The organism is Pseudomonas multiresinivorans (assembly GCF_012971725.1).
GTDB classification, from domain to species: Bacteria; Pseudomonadota; Gammaproteobacteria; order Pseudomonadales; family Pseudomonadaceae; genus Pseudomonas; species Pseudomonas multiresinivorans.
In genome coordinates this window covers 6,135,939-6,153,079 of sequence record NZ_CP048833.1, presented here as the reverse complement: position 1 = coordinate 6,153,079, position 17,141 = coordinate 6,135,939, and the positions used below count along the sequence as shown (strand labels likewise).

At 65.3% G+C, this 17,141-nt stretch carries 12 protein-coding genes and 1 pseudogene; 4 read left to right on the top strand and 9 right to left on the bottom strand.

From position 1 onward, the window contains the following. Nucleotides 1-9 precede the first annotated feature (9 nt). The 3 genes from G4G71_RS28040 to G4G71_RS28030 form a co-directional block, all read right to left on the bottom strand. The gene (locus tag G4G71_RS28040; RefSeq protein ID WP_169941942.1) at nt 10-1,233 is read right to left on the bottom strand and encodes a cation:proton antiporter; all 1,224 of its coding nucleotides are present in this window, start codon (nt 1,231-1,233) and stop codon (nt 10-12) included. Between the two features lie 134 nt (nt 1,234-1,367). Next, nucleotides 1,368-2,888, bottom strand: coding sequence for a tryptophan halogenase family protein (locus G4G71_RS28035; protein ID WP_169941940.1), 1,521 nt, complete (start codon nt 2,886-2,888; stop codon nt 1,368-1,370). A gap of 192 nt (nt 2,889-3,080) precedes the next feature. Next, complete coding sequence (locus G4G71_RS28030; protein WP_169941938.1) at nt 3,081-3,941, bottom strand: PhzF family phenazine biosynthesis protein; 861 nt, start codon at nt 3,939-3,941, stop codon at nt 3,081-3,083. 172 nt (nt 3,942-4,113) lie between these two features. Between G4G71_RS28030 and alaC the strand changes: the two genes are divergently transcribed. After that, nucleotides 4,114-5,331, top strand: coding sequence for an alanine transaminase (gene alaC, locus G4G71_RS28025; protein ID WP_065084200.1), 1,218 nt, complete (start codon nt 4,114-4,116; stop codon nt 5,329-5,331). 181 nt (nt 5,332-5,512) lie between these two features. On the opposite strand, the pseudogene G4G71_RS28020 reads toward alaC, so the two are convergent. Then, nucleotides 5,513-5,964 (bottom strand): annotated as a pseudogene (locus G4G71_RS28020) (DUF411 domain-containing protein). A gap of 183 nt (nt 5,965-6,147) precedes the next feature. On the opposite strand from G4G71_RS28020, the gene G4G71_RS28015 reads away from it, so the two are divergent. Continuing rightward, the gene (locus tag G4G71_RS28015; RefSeq protein ID WP_054908401.1) at nt 6,148-6,606 is read left to right on the top strand and encodes a DUF4345 family protein; all 459 of its coding nucleotides are present in this window, start codon (nt 6,148-6,150) and stop codon (nt 6,604-6,606) included. A gap of 98 nt (nt 6,607-6,704) precedes the next feature. Continuing rightward, a complete protein-coding gene (locus tag G4G71_RS28010) occupies nt 6,705-7,007 on the top strand; it encodes a DUF1883 domain-containing protein (RefSeq protein ID WP_169941934.1) in 303 nt (100 codons plus the stop codon). 20 nt (nt 7,008-7,027) lie between these two features. Here the strand turns inward: G4G71_RS28010 and G4G71_RS28005 are convergent, their stop codons facing one another. The 3 genes from G4G71_RS28005 to G4G71_RS27995 all read right to left on the bottom strand — a co-directional run bounded on the left by G4G71_RS28005 (nt 7,028) and on the right by G4G71_RS27995 (nt 10,118). Next, complete coding sequence (locus G4G71_RS28005; RefSeq protein ID WP_169941931.1) at nt 7,028-7,519, bottom strand: DUF4136 domain-containing protein; 492 nt, start codon at nt 7,517-7,519, stop codon at nt 7,028-7,030. 95 nt (nt 7,520-7,614) lie between these two features. Beyond that, entirely contained in the window at nt 7,615-8,700 is a 1,086-nt protein-coding gene (gene trmA / locus G4G71_RS28000) for a tRNA (uridine(54)-C5)-methyltransferase TrmA (RefSeq protein WP_169941930.1), read from the bottom strand. Between the two features lie 122 nt (nt 8,701-8,822). Continuing rightward, complete coding sequence (locus G4G71_RS27995; protein ID WP_169941928.1) at nt 8,823-10,118, bottom strand: NCS2 family permease; 1,296 nt, start codon at nt 10,116-10,118, stop codon at nt 8,823-8,825. A gap of 278 nt (nt 10,119-10,396) precedes the next feature. Between G4G71_RS27995 and G4G71_RS27990 the strand changes: the two genes are divergently transcribed. After that, nucleotides 10,397-10,888 (top strand): SecDF P1 head subdomain-containing protein, encoded by a 492-nt coding sequence (locus G4G71_RS27990; RefSeq protein WP_169941927.1) that lies wholly within the window; start codon nt 10,397-10,399, stop codon nt 10,886-10,888. A 266-nt stretch (nt 10,889-11,154) separates the two neighbouring features. Here the strand turns inward: G4G71_RS27990 and glyA are convergent, their stop codons facing one another. Further along, complete coding sequence (gene glyA, locus G4G71_RS27985) at nt 11,155-12,408, bottom strand: serine hydroxymethyltransferase (protein WP_024763060.1); 1,254 nt, start codon at nt 12,406-12,408, stop codon at nt 11,155-11,157. A 273-nt stretch (nt 12,409-12,681) separates the two neighbouring features. Next, nucleotides 12,682-16,845 (bottom strand): GGDEF and EAL domain-containing protein, encoded by a 4,164-nt coding sequence (locus G4G71_RS27980; protein ID WP_240964980.1) that lies wholly within the window; start codon nt 16,843-16,845, stop codon nt 12,682-12,684. Nucleotides 16,846-17,141: the final 296 nt, after the last annotated feature.

Genomic DNA, 17,141 nt, shown 5'->3' with positions numbered 1-17,141 from the left:
GGGCTGTGCTCACCGATGAGTGGTGTTGCCACTGAACAGGCTGAGCATCGGTGACGTCATGGCGGTGGTAAGAATAGCCATCACCAGCAGCATCGTGAACATCTCGGGGCCGATCAGGCCGGCATCGAGCCCGACCTTCATGACGATGAGTTCCATCAGGCCGCGCGCGTTCATCAACGAGCCGACCGCGAAGCTGTCGCGCCAGCCCAGCCCGCCGGCAAAAGCGCCCGCCGCACCACCGAACACCTTGCCGGCCACCGCCACCAGGACCACCAGCGCCAGAGCGCCGAGATGGGTAGAGGTGAAGGCGTCGGTGGTGGTGCTGAGTCCGGCGAGGGCGAAGAACACCGGCATCAGCAGCACCAGCGCAGGGTATTCCAGGCGTTCGACCAGGGTCTTCAACAGACGGTCATCCCTGGGCAGGCACGCTCCGAACAGGAACGCGCCAAACACGGCGTGCACACCCAGCCATTGGGTCAGCGCCGCACAGCCGATGGCGCCGCCGGCGAGCGCCGAGAGCATCATCAGGTCGGGCCTGCCATCCGCCGCAAAGGTGCGCAGCAGCCATGCGTACAGCGGTTTGAGCACGATGAAGGTGAAAGCCACGACGGCGGCCAGACCTACCGTCGTCTTCAGAACCCCGGCAGAACCGCCGCTCCCGGTCAGCGTGACAACCACGGCAAGCATGATCCAGGCGAGCACATCGGCAATGGCTGCCGATGCCATCGACAGGCGCCCCAGGGGCGTCTGCGTCATGCCTCGTTCCTTGAGGATGCGTGCCATGACGGGAAAGGCGGTGATCGACATGGCCGCCGCCATGAACAGGGAAAAGGGCCAGAACCCGACGCCCGCCGGTGCCAGGCTGGAGTAGAGCAGGCCTGAAGCAGCAAAGCCCAGCGCCATGGGCGCCGCTACGCTGAGTACGCCCACCAGCCCGGCGGCCTTGAGTTGCGCATGAACACCGTCGGGTGCTCGCAGCTCTGCGCCGACGACGAACATGAAGAGCACCAGACCCAGTTGCGACAAGGAGGACAGGGCCGAAAGCGAGTGGGGTTCGAACAGGGCCGCATGCCATTCGGGAAACACTGCACCGAACACGATTGGCCCAAGCACGATGCCGGCAGCCATTTCGCCTATCACCGTGGGTTGTTTCAACGCGCGAAGCAGCAGGCCGCAGGCACGCGAGACGGCCAGAATGACGAGAAGCTGGAAGAGGAATGGAGAGTGGGGCATACGGGAGCAGAGCCGGTTGAGGTAAGGGGAGAGCGATCAGCGAGCGGGCAAAGTCCAAGGCAAAGCGCCGCACACGGGAGGCGTGCGGCGCTGGCGCTCGCGGCAAGACGAAATGCCTGGAGCGTCCTTGCAGATCAACGGGAAGCCACGGGTTGGTCAGCCTTCATCCGGTTTTCCACTTTCCGGAGGAATTCGGCCAGGCGCACGCGCTTTTCCTGCGGAAGGTACATCAGATCGGTTGCAGTGGCTTCGCGCGGAATGATCCCCAGCTGGGTCGCGACCGACATCCAGTTCAAGGGGCCGAACATGCGGAAGGGGCCGCCCGTGTAAGGCTCCAGATCGATGAGCCGTGGGGGACGGAGGGCCAGGGCCTGCTTCAGTTCCCGGTAGCTGGCAGGAGCCGGCGCACTGCTGGCGGCACGCCAGAACTCGGTGTCGTTTCGCGGCGTGTCGTAGTGAAGGAACAGGAAGTCGCGGATACCGTCCCAATAACGCGAGACCTCACCGTTGAATTGTTCGATCAGCGGTTGCGGAATCACGCCGTGGCAGGACGCGACTATCTGGCCGAAGCGCGCGAGTTGGTCCAGGGTCTGGCCGATCGAGGTGGCTTCCAATGGCTCGACGAAGCCCGAAGACAGCCCGACCGCCATGACGTTGCCCAGCCAGACCTGATCGTAGTGCCCGGGGTTGAAGGCGAAGTGGTTGGCGGGCTCGATCTCCATCCCCCAATACTCCTGCACTTCCTTGATGGCCGCTTCCTTGTCGGTGTAGCGGTCGCAGTATGCGTAGCCCACACCCAGGCGTTCCAGGGTGGGAATGCACCACATCCAGCCGTGCTTCATGGCAATGGCGCGGGTGACCAGCGGCGGATGCTCGGTCTGTGCCGGGATGAAGAAGGGCAGTGCGCGGTTCAGCAGCAAATGCTCGGAGTAGGACTGCCAGGGGGCGTTCAAGGCCTTGCCGATGATCAGGCGGTGCAGCCCCGAGGCATCGATGACGAAGTCGACTTCGATTTCGCGATCCTGCAGCAGCAGCGCGGTCACGTGCTGGCGCTCATCGAGCCGCACGTTTTCTACTGTCGCGTTGACGTGCACCACTCCGCGCTTGACCGCGACGTCACGCAGGTACGAAGCGAGTTTTCGCGCATCGAAGTGATAGGCCATGGGCGTCTTCGCCGGCAGGCTCTGGAGATAGGCCTCGGCTTCGGCCTGGCTGGCGCCATCGCTCCACATCTGCCAGATCGCGGGGTAATGCTGCAGTTGATAGCCCTGATTGAGCAGGATGGAGGCCAGCGGGAAGCTGCCATTGGGCTCGACCCAGGACGTCAGGTCCAGTCCGTCGTTGCTATAGGAAAAGTGATGGAGAAAGACATCATCCTTTTTCCCGGTACGCCAGCCCTCCAGGGTGAGGCCGAGTTTGTGCGTGGAACGGGTTTCGCGCATGAATTCGGCACGATCGATTTCATAGTGATCCAGTGCGCGATTGAAGTTGGGGACGCTGCCTTCGCCGGCGCCGATGATGCCCAGGTTCTCGGATTCGATGACCAACACTTCGACCTGGCTGGGGAACAGACGGCGCAACTCCAGGGCGGAGAACCAGCCCGCACTTCCTCCACCGACGACGGCGACTCGATGGCACTTGGACAAATTCAACATGATTGGCTTCCTGGGAATCTGCTGGGAGAGAACGCCGCGGGGCATTCTGGAATAGTCAGGACGATTATCCGGACCTGATGCGACTCCCAGTGGAAGGCAATTCCTCAACAGGGATCAGAAGAATCCTTTTGGGCCATGTTTCAGTTTCGCTTCGCCGTGCCACCGTCAATGCGCAGTCGCGCGATTCGGGCATCAGGCGAAACGGTGTAGCAGCTCGGCGCGAGCGAGCAGCTGGACGTCACCGCCGACGCGGACTTCGTCGTCCTGCCCGACCTGCACATCCAAGCGGCTGGGGCGACCGACGAAACGGCCCTGGGACAGGTGGAACAGTTCGCCGCGGCGGGCCTTGCCCAGTTCCACCAGGTAGGCGGCGACCGGGCCGGCGGCGCTGCCGGTGGCGATGTCTTCGATGATCCCTGCGCCGTCCCAGGTGCGGCCCTCGCGATTATCCACGTCCAGTACGAAGACGAAGGCAGCGTTGAGCTTGGCCAGCTCGGCAGACAGGTCCGTGCGCTGGCGCACGCGGGCCAGGGCCTCGCTACGCACCGGCAGCAGCAGGTAGGGCAGGCCGGTGCTGACCACGGCGGCCGGGTAGTCGGCCAGGTCCGCGGCGCTCAGGGCGAATGCTTCGGCGAACCAGCGGCGGGCTTCGTCGTCCAGCACGGTGCCAAAATCAGCGGCGCCCTGGTTCATCTCTGCGTGGAACCCTGTGCCCCGGCGCCGGGTGGCAACCTTCACAGCTTTTGCCGGCAGCTCCAGCGTCCAGTGTTCTTCCTCGCCGCGCTGGTGCAGGTGGTGAAGCAGCGCTGCCGCGCCCAGGACCGGGTGGCCGGCAAAGGGCAGTTCCTCGTCGACGGTGAAGATGCGCGCCGAATAGGTGTCCAGCGTGGCCGAGGGGAACAGGAAGATCGACTCGAACTGGCGCAGCTCCTGGGTCAGCGCCAGCAGGGTCTGGGCGGGGATGCCGCGGGCGTCGGGGAACACCGCCAGGCCATTGCCGGTGAGCGGTTGGTCGGCGAAGACGTCGATCTGCCAGTACTGTTGCGCGGACATGGGCCTCCAGATGCCGCCCTTGAGCGGCGCAAAGAAAAACTCGACAGCCAGCCTAGCGAGCTATATGTTCGCCGACAAGAAAGCGCAGGTCACAGCGCCGCGCTTTCCAGGCCACCGCAGTGGCCGGCGTCGCTCGGACGGTTCCGGGCGCCTACGTTCATCAGAGGACACCATGACTGAACCCCGTTCAGCTCGTCGCTTTGCGCGCATCGATCGTCTGCCCCCCTACGTTTTCAACATCACCGCCGAGCTGAAGATGGCCGCCCGCCGCCGTGGCGAGGACATCATCGACCTGTCCATGGGCAACCCGGACGGGGCCACGCCGCCGCACATCGTCGAGAAACTCTGCCAGGTCGCCCAGCGCGAAGACACCCACGGCTACTCCACCTCCCGTGGCATTCCGCGCCTGCGTCGCGCTATCTCGCATTGGTACCGCGACCGCTACGAGGTCGAGATCGACCCGGAATCCGAGGCCATCGTCACCATCGGCTCCAAGGAAGGCCTGGCGCACCTGATGCTGGCTACCCTGGACCACGGCGACACCATCCTCGTGCCCAACCCCAGCTATCCGATCCACATCTACGGCGCGGTGATCGCCGGCGCGCAGGTGCGCTCGGTGCCGCTGGTGCCGGGGATCGACTTCTTCAACGAGCTGGAGCGGGCGATCCGCGAATCGATTCCCAAACCGAAGATGATGATCCTCGGCTTCCCCTCCAACCCCACTGCGCAGTGCGTAGAGCTGGATTTCTTCGAGCGCGTGGTTGACCTCGCCAAGCGCTACGACGTTCTGGTGGTGCACGACCTGGCCTACGCGGATATCACCTTCGACGGCTGGAAAGCCCCGTCGATCATGCAGGTGCCGGGCGCCAAGGACATCGCGGTGGAGTTCTTCACCCTGTCCAAGAGCTACAACATGGCCGGCTGGCGTATCGGCTTCATGGTCGGCAACCCGGAGCTGGTTTCGGCCCTGGCGCGGATCAAGAGCTACCACGACTACGGCACCTTCACGCCGCTCCAGGTGGCGGCCATCGCTGCGCTGGAAGGCGACCAGCAGTGCGTGCGCGACATCGCCGACCAGTACCAGAAGCGCCGCGATGTGCTGGTCAAGGGATTGCACGAGGCCGGCTGGATGGTGGAGAACCCCAAGGCCTCCATGTACATCTGGGCGAAGATTCCCGAACCCTACGCACACCTGGGCTCGCTGGAGTTCGCCAAGAAACTGCTCAAGGATGCCAAGGTCTCGGTGTCGCCGGGCATCGGCTTCGGCGACTACGGCGATGACCATGTGCGTTTCGCCCTGATCGAGAATCGCGACCGCCTGCGCCAGGCCGTGCGCGGGATCAAGGCGATGTTCCGTGCCGACGGGCTGTTGCCGGCAAAGGCCGAATAAAGCTGCATGAATGAAAAGGGCGACCCGATGGTCGCCCTTTTCGTTTTGGAGTCCCTCACCCCATCCTGCTTGTGGAGCAATGCCGCGCGGGAACCTGGAGAGTGCCCCGCGCGTCGGAAGCCCCATCCCACCTCCACCAGTGCTCAGGGGTGAGGGAAAGCCCATATGTGTTGCGTTGCCGTCAGTGCGCCGGGTAGTCCGCCAGCACTTCGCGCTGGCCTGCCTTGGTCAGTCCGACCACTTGGTAGGCGTCGTGGCGATCGCCCATTTCCATGCCCGGCGAGCCCATCGGCATGCCCGGTACGGCGGCGCCGATCAGGTCGGCCCGCTCGCGCAGCTTCAGCACATCGGCCGCTGGCACGTGGCCCTCGACGAATTTGCCGTCGATCACGCCGGTGTGGCACGAGCCCATGCTGTGCGGGACGCCGAGTTTGGTCTTCACTGCACTCATGTCCGTCTCGACGTGGTCGTTGACGGTGAAACCGTTGCTTTCCAGGTGCTTGATCCAGTCCTTGCAGCAGCCGCAATTGGCATCGCGGTGCACGTCGATACTCAGCGGCTCGGCGGCCTGGGCGGCGCCGGCGACAAGGGCAGTGAGCAGAAGCAGGGTGCGCATGGTTGGAACCTCGAAATTCGAACTCGACCGAGCATACTCCCGCGGGTGTCGCGGCCCCACCCGCCGTTTGTTTCCCCATATGACGCGGCCGCCGAACTTGCCGCGGCACGCGGGGTCTTTAGCTGATCGGTGGTGCGTCCGCGACTCCCGGTCGCAGGTATGGACGCTCGGCAATGGCTGCATGGCCAAGGAGAAATCGGATGCTCTTCGCCCGTCTCGTCCTGCTGGTCCAGGCTCTGGTCTGGGGTGGCCTGGGACTGCTCTACTGGATTCGCCCCTACGAAATGGCCAACCTCAGCGGCATGCTGCTGATGGAGCCGTCTTCTGTGAGTGACGCCCGCGTGTTCTACGGCGGCCACCAGTTCGCTCTCGCGCTGTTCCTCGTCTTCGCCCTGCGTCGTCGCCTGTTGGTGCGCCCGGCGCTGATCCTGGTAATCCTCGTACAGCTCACCCTGACCCTGTCGCGCCTGCTCATTGCCTGGACCGAAGGCGGCATGGAGTGGGACGCGCAGCTGGCCGGCGTGGTTTACCGCAGCGTGATCTCGGCGTTGGCGATCTTCGCCCTCTATTGGTTGGAGCGGCAGTCGCGCAATCGCCAGGTGGTGGTGCGCGAAGAACAGGAGCCCGAGGAGCGCAAGGCCGACTTCGAGGGGTTGTGAGTTCGGATGAGCGGCGTCACCAGCAAGCAGCGGCGCTGCCGGGCCGACCCCGCTCCGTGCTATCGTATTGATTTTGCGGTAGTAGCAGCGGAGCCAGCATGAAGTTCGTCCATCAACGTGAACACCTCAACGAAGGCGATCTGGTCGTCATCGAGTGTTCCATGACCTGCAACATCCGCCTGATGACGGACGCCGCCTTCCGCAGCTTCAAGAACGGCGGCCGCCACGTCTACCACGGCGGCGCGTTCGATCGTTTCCCGGCCAAGATCAAGGTGCCCAGCACCGGCAACTGGAACATCACCATCGACACCGTCACCCGCCGCGCCATCAGTGTTACGCGCAAGGCCGACTTCAAGTACAGCATCAAGTTCGTGCGCAAGTCGCCGTCGAACTTCGGCTGATCCTCAGTTCCCCGGCCCATTCATTGGTGCGCGGGGAAATCCTTCAGCAGGCGGGCGATGCCTTCGTCCACGGCCTGCTGGGTCATCTTCGGATCGTGCAGCTGGCGCGCCACTTGCGCCTGGTACAGCACTTGCCCGGTAGCCTCGTCGAGAATCCTCAGCGCCAGGCGCGCCTGTTCCTGATCGGTGAACTGGGTCTGGGTCATCACGCCCGCGCTGGTCGCCACCGGTCGCTGGACGATGCCGGTCTGGCTGTCCAGGCCGACGGCATAGATCACCCGTAGCTCTCCCGAGCTTTCCTTGAATTCATAGCCCTTGGCTTCCAGCGCGCGGCGTACGGCGAGATCGAAGCGATCCTCCAGATCCTCGCGGTGGCCTTGCGCGCGCACGGCCTGGATGAAGAAGGTGCTTTGCCGGCCATTGGCGGCAGGGGAGACGCTGATGTTGGCAGGGTCGCTGCCGGCACAGGCGCTCAGCAGCAGGAACAGCAGGGGGAGGATCAGGCGGGACATGGGCGTGCCTCTTGTCGTTGTTCCGCAAGACTAGCTGCAGAACCCGGAGGCGCCGCCCAACCCTAGGTTGGGCGGTCCGTTGTAGTGGCGAGTGCTCAGCGGCGGGTCAGCAGCACGCCGGCTTCCATGTGGTGCGTGTAGGGGAACTGGTCGAACAGGGCGCAGCGGCTGACCTGGTGGGTGTCGTGCAGCTGGGCGATGTTCTGCGCCAGGGTCTCCGGGTTGCAGGAGATGTACAGGATGTTGTCGAAGCGCCGGGTCAGTTCGCAGGTGTCCGGGTCCATACCGGCGCGCGGCGGGTCGACGAACACGCTGCCGAACTCGTAGGACTTCAGGTCGACGTCAGCCAGGCGGCGGAACGGGCGAACCTCGTTGAGCGCCTGGGTCAGTTCCTCGGCGGAGAGGCGCACCAGGGTGACGTTATCCACGGCGTTGTCGGCCAGGTTGGCCAGGGCGGCGTTCACCGAGGTCTTGCTGATCTCGGTGGCCAGCACCTTGCGCACACGGGTCGCCAGCGGCAGGGTGAAGTTGCCGTTGCCGCAGTACAGCTCCAGCAGGTCGTCCTCGCGCTGGCCCAGGGCTTCGTAAGCCCAGTTGAGCATCTTCTGGCAGACCTCGCCGTTGGGCTGGGTGAAGGCGCCCTCCGGCTGGCGGTAGCGGAAGGTGCGGCCGGCAACGGTCAGCTCTTCACTCACGTAGTCACGGCCCACCACCAGACGCTTGCCACGGGAGCGGCCAACGATGCTCACGCCCAGTTCGGCGGCCAGGTTCTCGGCAGCGGCTTGCCAGGCGGCGTCCACCGGGCGGTGGTAGCAGAGGGTGATCAGCGCATCGCCTGCCAGGGTGGTAAGGAACTCCACCTGGAACAGCTTGTGGCCCAGCGTCGGCGCGGCCCAGGCGGCCTTCAGGCGCGGCATCAGCTCGTTGATGCGCTGGCTGGCGATGGGGAATTCCTCGATCAGGATCGGCGTGTGCTTGTCGCCCTGCTCGAACATCGCGTAGTGGCGTGCCTCGCCTTCTCGCCACAGGCGGAACTCGGCGCGCAGGCGGTAATGCTCGCGGGGCGAATCGAACACCTCTGGCTCCGGCGCGGCGAAGGGCGCCAGCAGCTCGCGCAGGCGCGCAGCCTTGTCGGCCAGTTGGCTGTCGTAGTGGGAGGGATCGAAACGCGGACTGCTCATGGGACGGGTAACTCGTGTAGTCGGCGGCATTTGATGGGTATCGCTGCGCTCCACACCATCCTACGTTGATGCCATCTGTAGGATGGGTGGAGCGCAGCGATACCCATGCCGCGAAAGTAAGATCAGGCGTTGAACCAGCCCAGCTTGATCACGAAAAGAATCGACAGAATGACCAGCGCCGGGTTCAGCTCGCGGAAGCGGCCGGACAGCAGCTTGCAGGCGGTCCAGGTGATGAAGCCGAAAGCGATGCCGTTGGCGATGGAGAAGGTCAGCGGCATGGCCAGCGCGGTCACTACCACGGGGGCGGCGACGGTCAGGTCGTCCCAGTCGATCTCGGCCAGGCCGGAGGCCATCAGCACGGCGACGAAGAACAGGGCAGGCGCGGTGGCGAAGGCCGGGACGTTGCCCGCCAGCGGCGCGAAGAACAGCGCCAGCAGGAACAGCACGGCGACTACGATGGCGGTCAGGCCGGTGCGACCACCGGCGGAAACTCCCGCCGCCGATTCGATGTAGCTGGTGGTGGTGGAAGTACCCAGCAGCGAGCCGACCATGGCGGCGGAGCTGTCGGCGATCAGCGCGCGGCCCATCTTCGGCATGTGCCCGTCCTTGCCCATCAGGCCGGCGCGCTTGGCCACGCCGATCAGGGTGCCGGAGTTGTCGAACAGGTCGACGAAGAGGAAGGCGAAGATCACGCTGAACAGGCCGATATCCAGCGCGCCCTTGATATCCAGTTGCAGGAAGGTCGGCGCCAGGGACGGCGGCATCGACACCACGCCACCGAACTGGGAGACGCCGATGGCGATGGAGATGAAGGTGACGACCAGGATGCCGATCATCACCGCGCCGGTCACGCGGCGGGCTTCCAGGGCGACGATCAGGATGAAGCCGAGGATCGCCAGCAGCGGTGCGGGCTTGGCCAGGTCACCCATGCCCACCAGGGTGGCCTGGTTGGCGACGACGATGCCCGATTCCTTCAGCGCGATCAGCGCGAGGAACAGGCCAATGCCGGCGGCGATCGCCGAGCGCAGGGCCAGCGGGATGCTGTTGATGATCCACTCGCGGATGCGGAAGATCGAAATGATGAAGAACATGCACGCGGAGAGGAACACCGCGCCAAGCGCCACCTGCCAGGTGTGGCCCATGTGCAGGACCACGGTGTAGGTGAAGAAGGCGTTCAGGCCCATGCCGGGAGCCAGGGCGATCGGGTAGTTGGCGATCAGGCCCATGATGGCCGAACCGATGGCCGCCGCGAGGCACGTCGCTACGAAGATCGCGCCCTTGTCCATGCCGGTCTCGCCGAGGATGCTCGGGTTGACGAAAAGTATGTAGGCCATGGTCAGGAAGGTGGTGATACCCGCCAGGATCTCGGTGCGCACATTGGTGTTGTGCGCCTTGAGTTGGAACAGCTTTTCCAGCATGTTTGGCTCCCCGTGACGCTCTCGCGCCGTTATCGTTCTGGCCGGGAAAAGCAAGGTACATGCCCAAGTGGGCCCTGCGCCTTTTCTTGTGGCCGGCAAAAGGCGCGCATGATACCAGCTTGCCCTGAGCCGGAGAATTTCTGACCGGACCGCCAGCATCCGTTCGTCTGCAAGCTTAGTCGCGGGTGCCGACCAAGGGAGTGCAACTTGTGCAATCGCCGTGGTCTGACTCTTCATAATCCTGGCCCGACCGGGTCGTCCTGTCTGATTCGCATTCGATGAAACGCTCTATTCCGATCCTCCTCGCCTCATTGTTGGGCGCCTGCGCCGGTGCACCGCCGTCGGCGCCGCAGCACACCTTCGATGTCCACGCCCTGGCCGAGAAGCCCACGGCCACTACCCGTACCCTGGCTGACCCGCAGGGCAAGGCGGTGCTGCTGGAGACCCATCCCGTCCTTACCCAGCGCGACGTGCAGCGGGCCGAACTGGCCAGCGTGGCCGACGGCAAGCCCGCGGTACGGGTGCGCTTCACCCCCGAAGCCAGCCAGCGCCTGGCCAGGCTGACCGAGGAAGAGCAGGGCAAGGCCCTGGCAGTGGTGATCGACGGGCAACTGCGCCTGCTACCCAAGGTGACGCGGGTGGTGACCGATGGCCAGGTGATGCTCAAGGGGTTTGCCAGCCAGGCGGAGGCGGAGACGCTGGTGCGGCGACTCAACGACTTGCGGGATGTGCCGGTGCAGCCGGAGCAGAAATCAGGCGGGCAGCCCTAGTCCGTCCTTTATTGGGCGTATCCCTCTGTAGGGCGAATAACCTGGAACAGGTTATCCCCCCTACGAAGCTTTATTACCGTTACCGGTGCGCAGTGGGTTTTTCGTAGGAGCGAGCTTGCTCGCGAACCGCATAGCGCTGACGCCAGGACGGAATCTGTTCGCGAGCAAGCTCGCTCCTACAGGTTCAGCTTGAGTTCTGTGAGCGACAGACATGAAAAAGCCCGGCATCTGCCGGGCTTTTTTTATCGCGGTTCGCGGGTTACGGCTTAGGCGCCGTAGACCGGGAACTTGGCGCAGATGGCCTTGACCTTCTCGCGCACGCCGTCCACCACGGACTCGTCGCCCATGTTGGTCAGGATGTCGCAGATCCAGCCGGCCAGCTCGCGGCACTCGGCTTCCTTGAAGCCGCGGGTGGTGACGGCCGGGGTGCCGATACGCAGGCCGGAGGTGACGAACGGGGAACGCGGGTCGTTTGGCACGCTGTTCTTGTTCACGGTGATGAAGGCGCGACCCAGGGCGGCGTCGGCATCTTTACCGGTGATGTCCTGCTTGATCAGGGACAGCAGGAACAGGTGGTTCTGGGTACCGCCGGAAACCACGTCGAAGCCGCGCTCGATGAACACGCTGGCCATGGTCTGGGCGTTCTTCAGGACCTGCTGCTGGTAGGCCTTGAACTCGGGCTGCAGGGCTTCCTTGAAGCACACGGCCTTGGCGGCGATCACGTGCTCCAGCGGGCCACCCTGGGCGCCCGGGAAGACGGCGGAGTTCAGCTTCTTCTCGATCTCTTCGTTCTTGCGAGCGAGGATCAGGCCGCCGCGCGGGCCGCGCAGGGTCTTGTGGGTGGTGGTGGTGACCACGTCGGCGAACGGCACCGGGTTCGGGTAGACGCCAGCGGCGACCAGACCGGCCACGTGGGCCATGTCGACGAACAGGTAGGCACCGACCTTGTCGGCGATGGCGCGGAAGCGGGCGAAGTCCAGCACCTGGGAATAGGCGGAGAAGCCGGCGACGATCATCTTCGGCTTGTGCTCGACGGCCAGGCGCTCGACTTCGTCGTAGTCGATCAGGCCGGCGTCGGTGATGCCGTACTGCACGGCGTTGTACAGCTTGCCGGAGGAGGAAACGCTGGCGCCGTGGGTCAGGTGACCGCCGTGGGCCAGGCTCATGCCCAGGATGGTGTCACCGGCCGACAGCAGGGCCAGGTAGACGGCGGCGTTGGCCTGGGAACCGGCGTGCGGCTGGACGTTGGCGTAGTCGGCGCCGAACAGCTCCTTGGCGCGGTCGATGGCCAGCTGCTCGACGACGTCGACGTACTCGCAACCACCGTAGTAGCGCTTGCCCGGGTAACCTTCGGCGTACTTGTTGGTCAGCACCGAACCCTGGGCTTCCATCACCGCCGGGCTGGTGTAGTTCTCGGAGGCGATGAGCTCGATGTGCTCTTCCTGGCGCTGGGCTTCCTGCTCCATCGCGGCGAAGAGTTCGGCATCGTAGCGGGCGAGGGTCAAATCACGGCTGAACATGGCGGTCCTCTTAAGGATCGGGTACTGGGGGAAAGGCGCGCATTCTAACCCAAGGCGCCGGTGCTGGCACATGAAAGGCGGTCATGTGGCTGACAAGCGGGGTTCAAGGCGGCGGATCGGTGGATTTGCGAGCAGCTTGGCGCTTGCTGAGGCGGTGCGGCGTGTGTAGGAGCGGACTCCGTCCGCGATTGATCCCCGGCGGCTCCGAGCTGGTCGGCGGCACATCGCGGACAGAGTCCGCTCCTACACAAAGCCGAACATCGAGCCGATGGGTCAGCCGAGGAGGAACAACGCATTGCTGGCGAACAGCGCGGCGAACTGGTCGGCCGGCACCGGGCGGCCGAAGAGGAAGCCCTGCACCTCGTCGCAGCCGTGCTCGCGCAGGAACTCCAGTTGGTCGTGCGTCTCGACGCCTTCGGCAATCACCATCAGGTTCAGGCTGTGGGCCATGGCGATGATGGCGCGGGCGATCTGCGCGTCCTGCTCGCCGTGGGGCAGGCCGTCGACGAAGCTGCGGTCGATCTTCAGCACGTCGATGGGGAACTGCTTCAAGTAGTTGAGCGAGGAATAGCCGGTGCCGAAGTCGTCTACCGCAATCGCCAGGCCCAGGCGCTTCAGGCCCTGAAGTATCTGCATCGCCTGGGAAACATCGCTCATCAGGATGCTTTCGGTCAGTTCCAGTTCCAGGCACGCCGGGGCGATGCCGGTGTCCTCGAGGATGCCGGCGATGCGCTCGCCCAACTGGCCGTCGGCGAACTGCCGGGCCGAGAGGTTCACGGAAATCTTCGGCACCCGCACCTTGTCGCGGTGCCAGGCGCGCAGCTGCAGGCAGGCCTGTTCCAGCAGCCAGTCGCCCACCTGGGCGACCAGGCCGAGTTCTTCCAGTACCGGGATGAACTCTGCCGGCGGGATCAGCCCGCGCTTGGGATGCTGCCAGCGCAGCAGCGCCTCGGCGCCGGTCAGGCGGCGTCCGTCGCCGGTGAATTGCGGCTGGTAGTGGAGGACGAACTCTTCCTGCTCGATGGCCCGGCGCAGGTCGCTTTCCAGTTCCAGTCGCTCCAGCGCCCGGGCGTTCATCTCGGCCTGGTAGAACTGGAAGTTGTTCTTGCCCATTTCCTTGGCGTGGTACATCGCCGTGTCGGCGTTCTTCATCAGTTGGCTGAGTTCGGCGCCGTCCTGCGGCGAGAGCGCCACGCCGATGCTGGCGGTGACGAAGAACTCGCGGCCTTCCAGGGTGAAGGGGCGGGCGAGGCTGGACAGAATCTGCTCGGCGACCTGGATCGCCTGCCGGAGCGCCTTCTCGCGGTCCTTCTGGCCGGGCAGCAGCAGGGTGAACTCGTCGCCGCCCATGCGCGCCACGGTGTCGTCGTCGCTGACGCAATGGCTGAGGCGTTCGGCCACTTCCTTGAGCATGCGATCGCCCGCGGCGTGGCCGAGGGAGTCGTTGATCGGCTTGAAGCGGTCGAGGTCGAGGAACATCAGCACGACCCACTGCTGGTGCCGTTCGGCCTGCAGCAGGGCGGTGTGCAGGCGGTCCTGGAACAGCGTGCGGTTGGGCAGGTGGGTCAGGGCGTCGTAGTACGCCAGGCGGTGGATGCGCCGCTCGCTGGCCTTGCGTTCGCTGATGTCGCTGAAGAAGCAGACGAAGCTGACCAGGTCGCCTTCCTCGTCATGCACCGCGGTGATGCCGACCCAGCTCGGGTACAGCTCGCCACTCTTGCGCTTCTGCAGGATTTCGCCTTCCCAACTGCCGCTCTTGCGCAGGCTTTCCAGCACATGCTTGAGCTGGTTGGCTTCCTGGCGGTCGGCGGTGAGCAGGCGCGGCAGCTGGTCCAGTACTTCCTCGGCGGAGTAGCCGGTGAGGCGGCTGAAGGAGTCGTTGATCTGCACGATGTAGCCGGCCGGGTCGGTAACCATGATCGCCGCCGTGGAGTGCTCGAACACCGTTGCCGCCATGCGCATCTCGCGCTCGGCGCGGCGCTGCTGACTGACATCGCGGGCAACGCCGAGCAGGCCTTCGAAGCGGCCGTGGTCGTCCCACATCAGGGCGATGCGCAGTTCCACCGGAATCTTGTGGCCGTCGGCGTGCAGGCAGTCGAGGCTGAACAGCTGCGGCTCGGTGTCCTCGCGCAGCTCGGCCAGGCGCTTGGGTTCGCCGATAGCGCCCTGCACCCGGTTCAGTAGTTCGTCCAGGCGCTCCAGCTGCGCCGGGTTGGCCGCGACCTGCTGGAAGCCGTTGGCCAGCACCCATTCGGGGCTGTAGCCGAACACCTGCTGGATCGACGGGCTGATGTAGTTGAGCTGGACCTGGGCGTCGGTGGAGAGAATTACGTCGCTGATGCTCTCGGCGAGCATGCGGTAGCGGCGGCCGCTCTCGCGCAGGGAGTTGTGCGCCTCGACGGTGTCGGTGATGTCCTTGGCCACGCCGATCAGGCGGGCCACGCGGCCGGCGGCGTCGCGGGTCAGGGCCTGCTCGCGGATATCGAACCAGTGCCAGGAACCGTCGCGGTGGCGCCAGCGCAGCTGGCTGTCCAGCAGCAGGCCATCGCCTACTACCTGCTGCAGGTTGCGCACGCGCCAGTAGTACTCGACGTCATCCGGGTGCAGCACCTTTTCCCAGAAGCGCTCGCCCATGTCGCGAAGTTCGTCGCCGGTGTAGCCCAGCTGGTAGCCGAGATTGTGGTTGGTGAAGATCACCCGGCGCGCGGCGATGTCGTGGATGTACAGGGTGTCGGGCACCGCGCGCACTGCGTCGGACCAGAATTTCTCGCGCTCGATCAGCGACAGTTCGACCTGCTTGCGGCTGGTGATGTCCGACAGGCTCAGGGTGACCGCGTGGAAGTCCTGGATCATTTCCGGCACGCGCAATTGCAGCCACAGGTGGCGCTGCTCGCCCTGCCGGGTGTTGATGCAGGCTTCCAGTTCGACCATGCCCTGGCCATGCAGCACGGCTTCGAGCACCTTGCTGCGCACGCCGTCCGGGCGCATGCCGGCACTGCCGATCAGCACCTGCCAGGCCTGCTCGGTGTTGCTCACGCGCATCAGGCGCTTGGCGACGTTGTTGATCTCGGTGATCTTCGCCTGGCGCAACAGCCAGGGCAGGCGTTCGGGTTGCGAGGCGATCCAGTCGCGCAGGTCGCTCTGCCGACGCAGGTTGAGGTCCACCAGGCTCTGGCGCAGGGCCGAAAGGTCAAGCACGCAGAGGGCGACGCCGACGCCGTCGAAGATGTCCTGATAGCGCCGGCGAGTCTCTTCGAGGATATGCAGCGCCTGCTGCTCCTCGGTGACGTCGCGCAGCACCCAGACCTGCCCGCCCTGGGGCAGGTTGCCACGCAGGACCCAGGTCTGCTCCGCAGCCAGCGGGTTGTCGTCCAGCGAGTGATGGCTGACGGCGAACAGGCGTGCCTGGCCGGTATCGTTGACGCGGACCAGTTCGGAGCCGTTGTCGGACGAGGCATCGGCGCCGTTGAGCAGGCCACCCAGGCCCGGCAGCAGCTCCAGCAGGTGATGCTCGCCGGCCTTGCCGGCGGCGATGCCGAACAGTTGCTCGGCCTGCGGGTTGAGGTAGGCGAGGCGGCCGTCGGCGCGGGTCACCAGGACGCGCTCGTCGATGGCGCCCAGGGCCTGGGCGGCCTGGCGCAGGCTCTGCTGCGACTCCATGGTCAGCGCGCGCAGGTTCTGCTGTTCGCGTTGCAGGCGCAGCAGGGCGGCGCCGGCGATGCCGGCCAGCACCAGCAGCAGCGCCAGCTCGCCGCCCAGGCGCGGCAGCAGGGTGGCGCGGATCTGCCGGTCGTCGAATTGCGGGTGCAGCTGCCAGTCGGTGTTCTGGATCTCCAGGCCGTCCAGGCTCTGCGCCTGCTCCAGCGGCGAGGCGGCGGACAGGGGGCCGGGGCGGTAACCGCTGGAGCGGCCGAGAACCTTCTGCTGGACGTCATCGACCAGGATCCAGTCCGGCGATTCGGGGCGGATCTGTGCCGCCCAGCCGCGCCGGGCGATCTTTTCGTCGAGGCGGATGACGCTGTCGCCTTCGCCTGGTTCGGTGGCCTTCAGCCAGACATAGAAGTGGCCGCCATTTTCCTCGCTGAAGGCATAGTGATAGCTCTGCTGCCGGCTGCGCTGACGCAGGGCCTCGATGAACGCCGCGTCCTTGAAGCTGCTGGCGGAGTCGCGCAGCGGCGCGCCGCTGGCGTCCAGCCGGACCAGGCTGTGGAAGGACGGGTAGATGTGCTTCAGGCCGGCGATCAGCGGTGCGTGGACATCGCCGTGCTCGCGGTCCTGTTCCTGCTGCAGCAGGGCCTGTGCCGCCACGGCCTTGAGTTCCAGGGTCAGGGAGATCCGCTGGGCCATCTGTTCGCCGTGCAGCACCACCCGCTCACGCTCGAAGCGCTCCTGGCCGCGGAACTCCTGGTGCAACTGCCAGCCCAGCAGGCCGAGCATGAACAGCACCAGCAGCACCAGGGCTGTCCGGCTCGCCACGCGGCCAGGCCTGGCCAATGCGTCCGGAGGGGTACGGGAGGAAATAGACAAGGACTTGAGGACCTGGGGCGATACGGCTGAATTCGGCGCGGGCTAGGATGCCCGGAAAGGCGGCTAAGTGCCAGTATGGCCGACGAGCGTCGTTTGCCCTTCCCGACTCATTCCGGTAGCTTTGCCGCACGCGCGCGTGATGTACGGCCAAAGTTCGGGGCATAAAGTACATCCCCGCAGAGTCCCGCGCGAAGGGCCGTCCATCG

Bases quoted from the DNA above. Each gene is read 5' to 3' on its own strand.
- alaC (WP_065084200.1), top strand. From the start codon at position 4,114: ATGACTGAACCCCGTTCAGCTCGTCGCTTTGCGCGCATCGATCGTCTG.
- G4G71_RS28010 (WP_169941934.1), top strand. From the start codon at position 6,705: ATGAAGTTCGTCCATCAACGTGAACACCTCAACGAAGGCGATCTGGTC.
- G4G71_RS27990 (WP_169941927.1), top strand. From the start codon at position 10,397: ATGAAACGCTCTATTCCGATCCTCCTCGCCTCATTGTTGGGCGCCTGC.
- G4G71_RS28015 (WP_054908401.1), top strand. From the start codon at position 6,148: ATGCTCTTCGCCCGTCTCGTCCTGCTGGTCCAGGCTCTGGTCTGGGGT.
- G4G71_RS27980 (WP_240964980.1), bottom strand. From the start codon at position 16,845: ATGCTCGGCCTGCTGGGCTGGCAGTTGCACCAGGAGTTCCGCGGCCAG.
- G4G71_RS28040 (WP_169941942.1), bottom strand. From the start codon at position 1,233: ATGCCCCACTCTCCATTCCTCTTCCAGCTTCTCGTCATTCTGGCCGTC.
- G4G71_RS28035 (WP_169941940.1), bottom strand. From the start codon at position 2,888: ATGTTGAATTTGTCCAAGTGCCATCGAGTCGCCGTCGTCGGTGGAGGA.
- G4G71_RS28030 (WP_169941938.1), bottom strand. From the start codon at position 3,941: ATGTCCGCGCAACAGTACTGGCAGATCGACGTCTTCGCCGACCAACCG.
- G4G71_RS28005 (WP_169941931.1), bottom strand. From the start codon at position 7,519: ATGTCCCGCCTGATCCTCCCCCTGCTGTTCCTGCTGCTGAGCGCCTGT.
- G4G71_RS27995 (WP_169941928.1), bottom strand. From the start codon at position 10,118: ATGCTGGAAAAGCTGTTCCAACTCAAGGCGCACAACACCAATGTGCGC.
- glyA (WP_024763060.1), bottom strand. From the start codon at position 12,408: ATGTTCAGCCGTGATTTGACCCTCGCCCGCTACGATGCCGAACTCTTC.
- trmA (WP_169941930.1), bottom strand. From the start codon at position 8,700: ATGAGCAGTCCGCGTTTCGATCCCTCCCACTACGACAGCCAACTGGCC.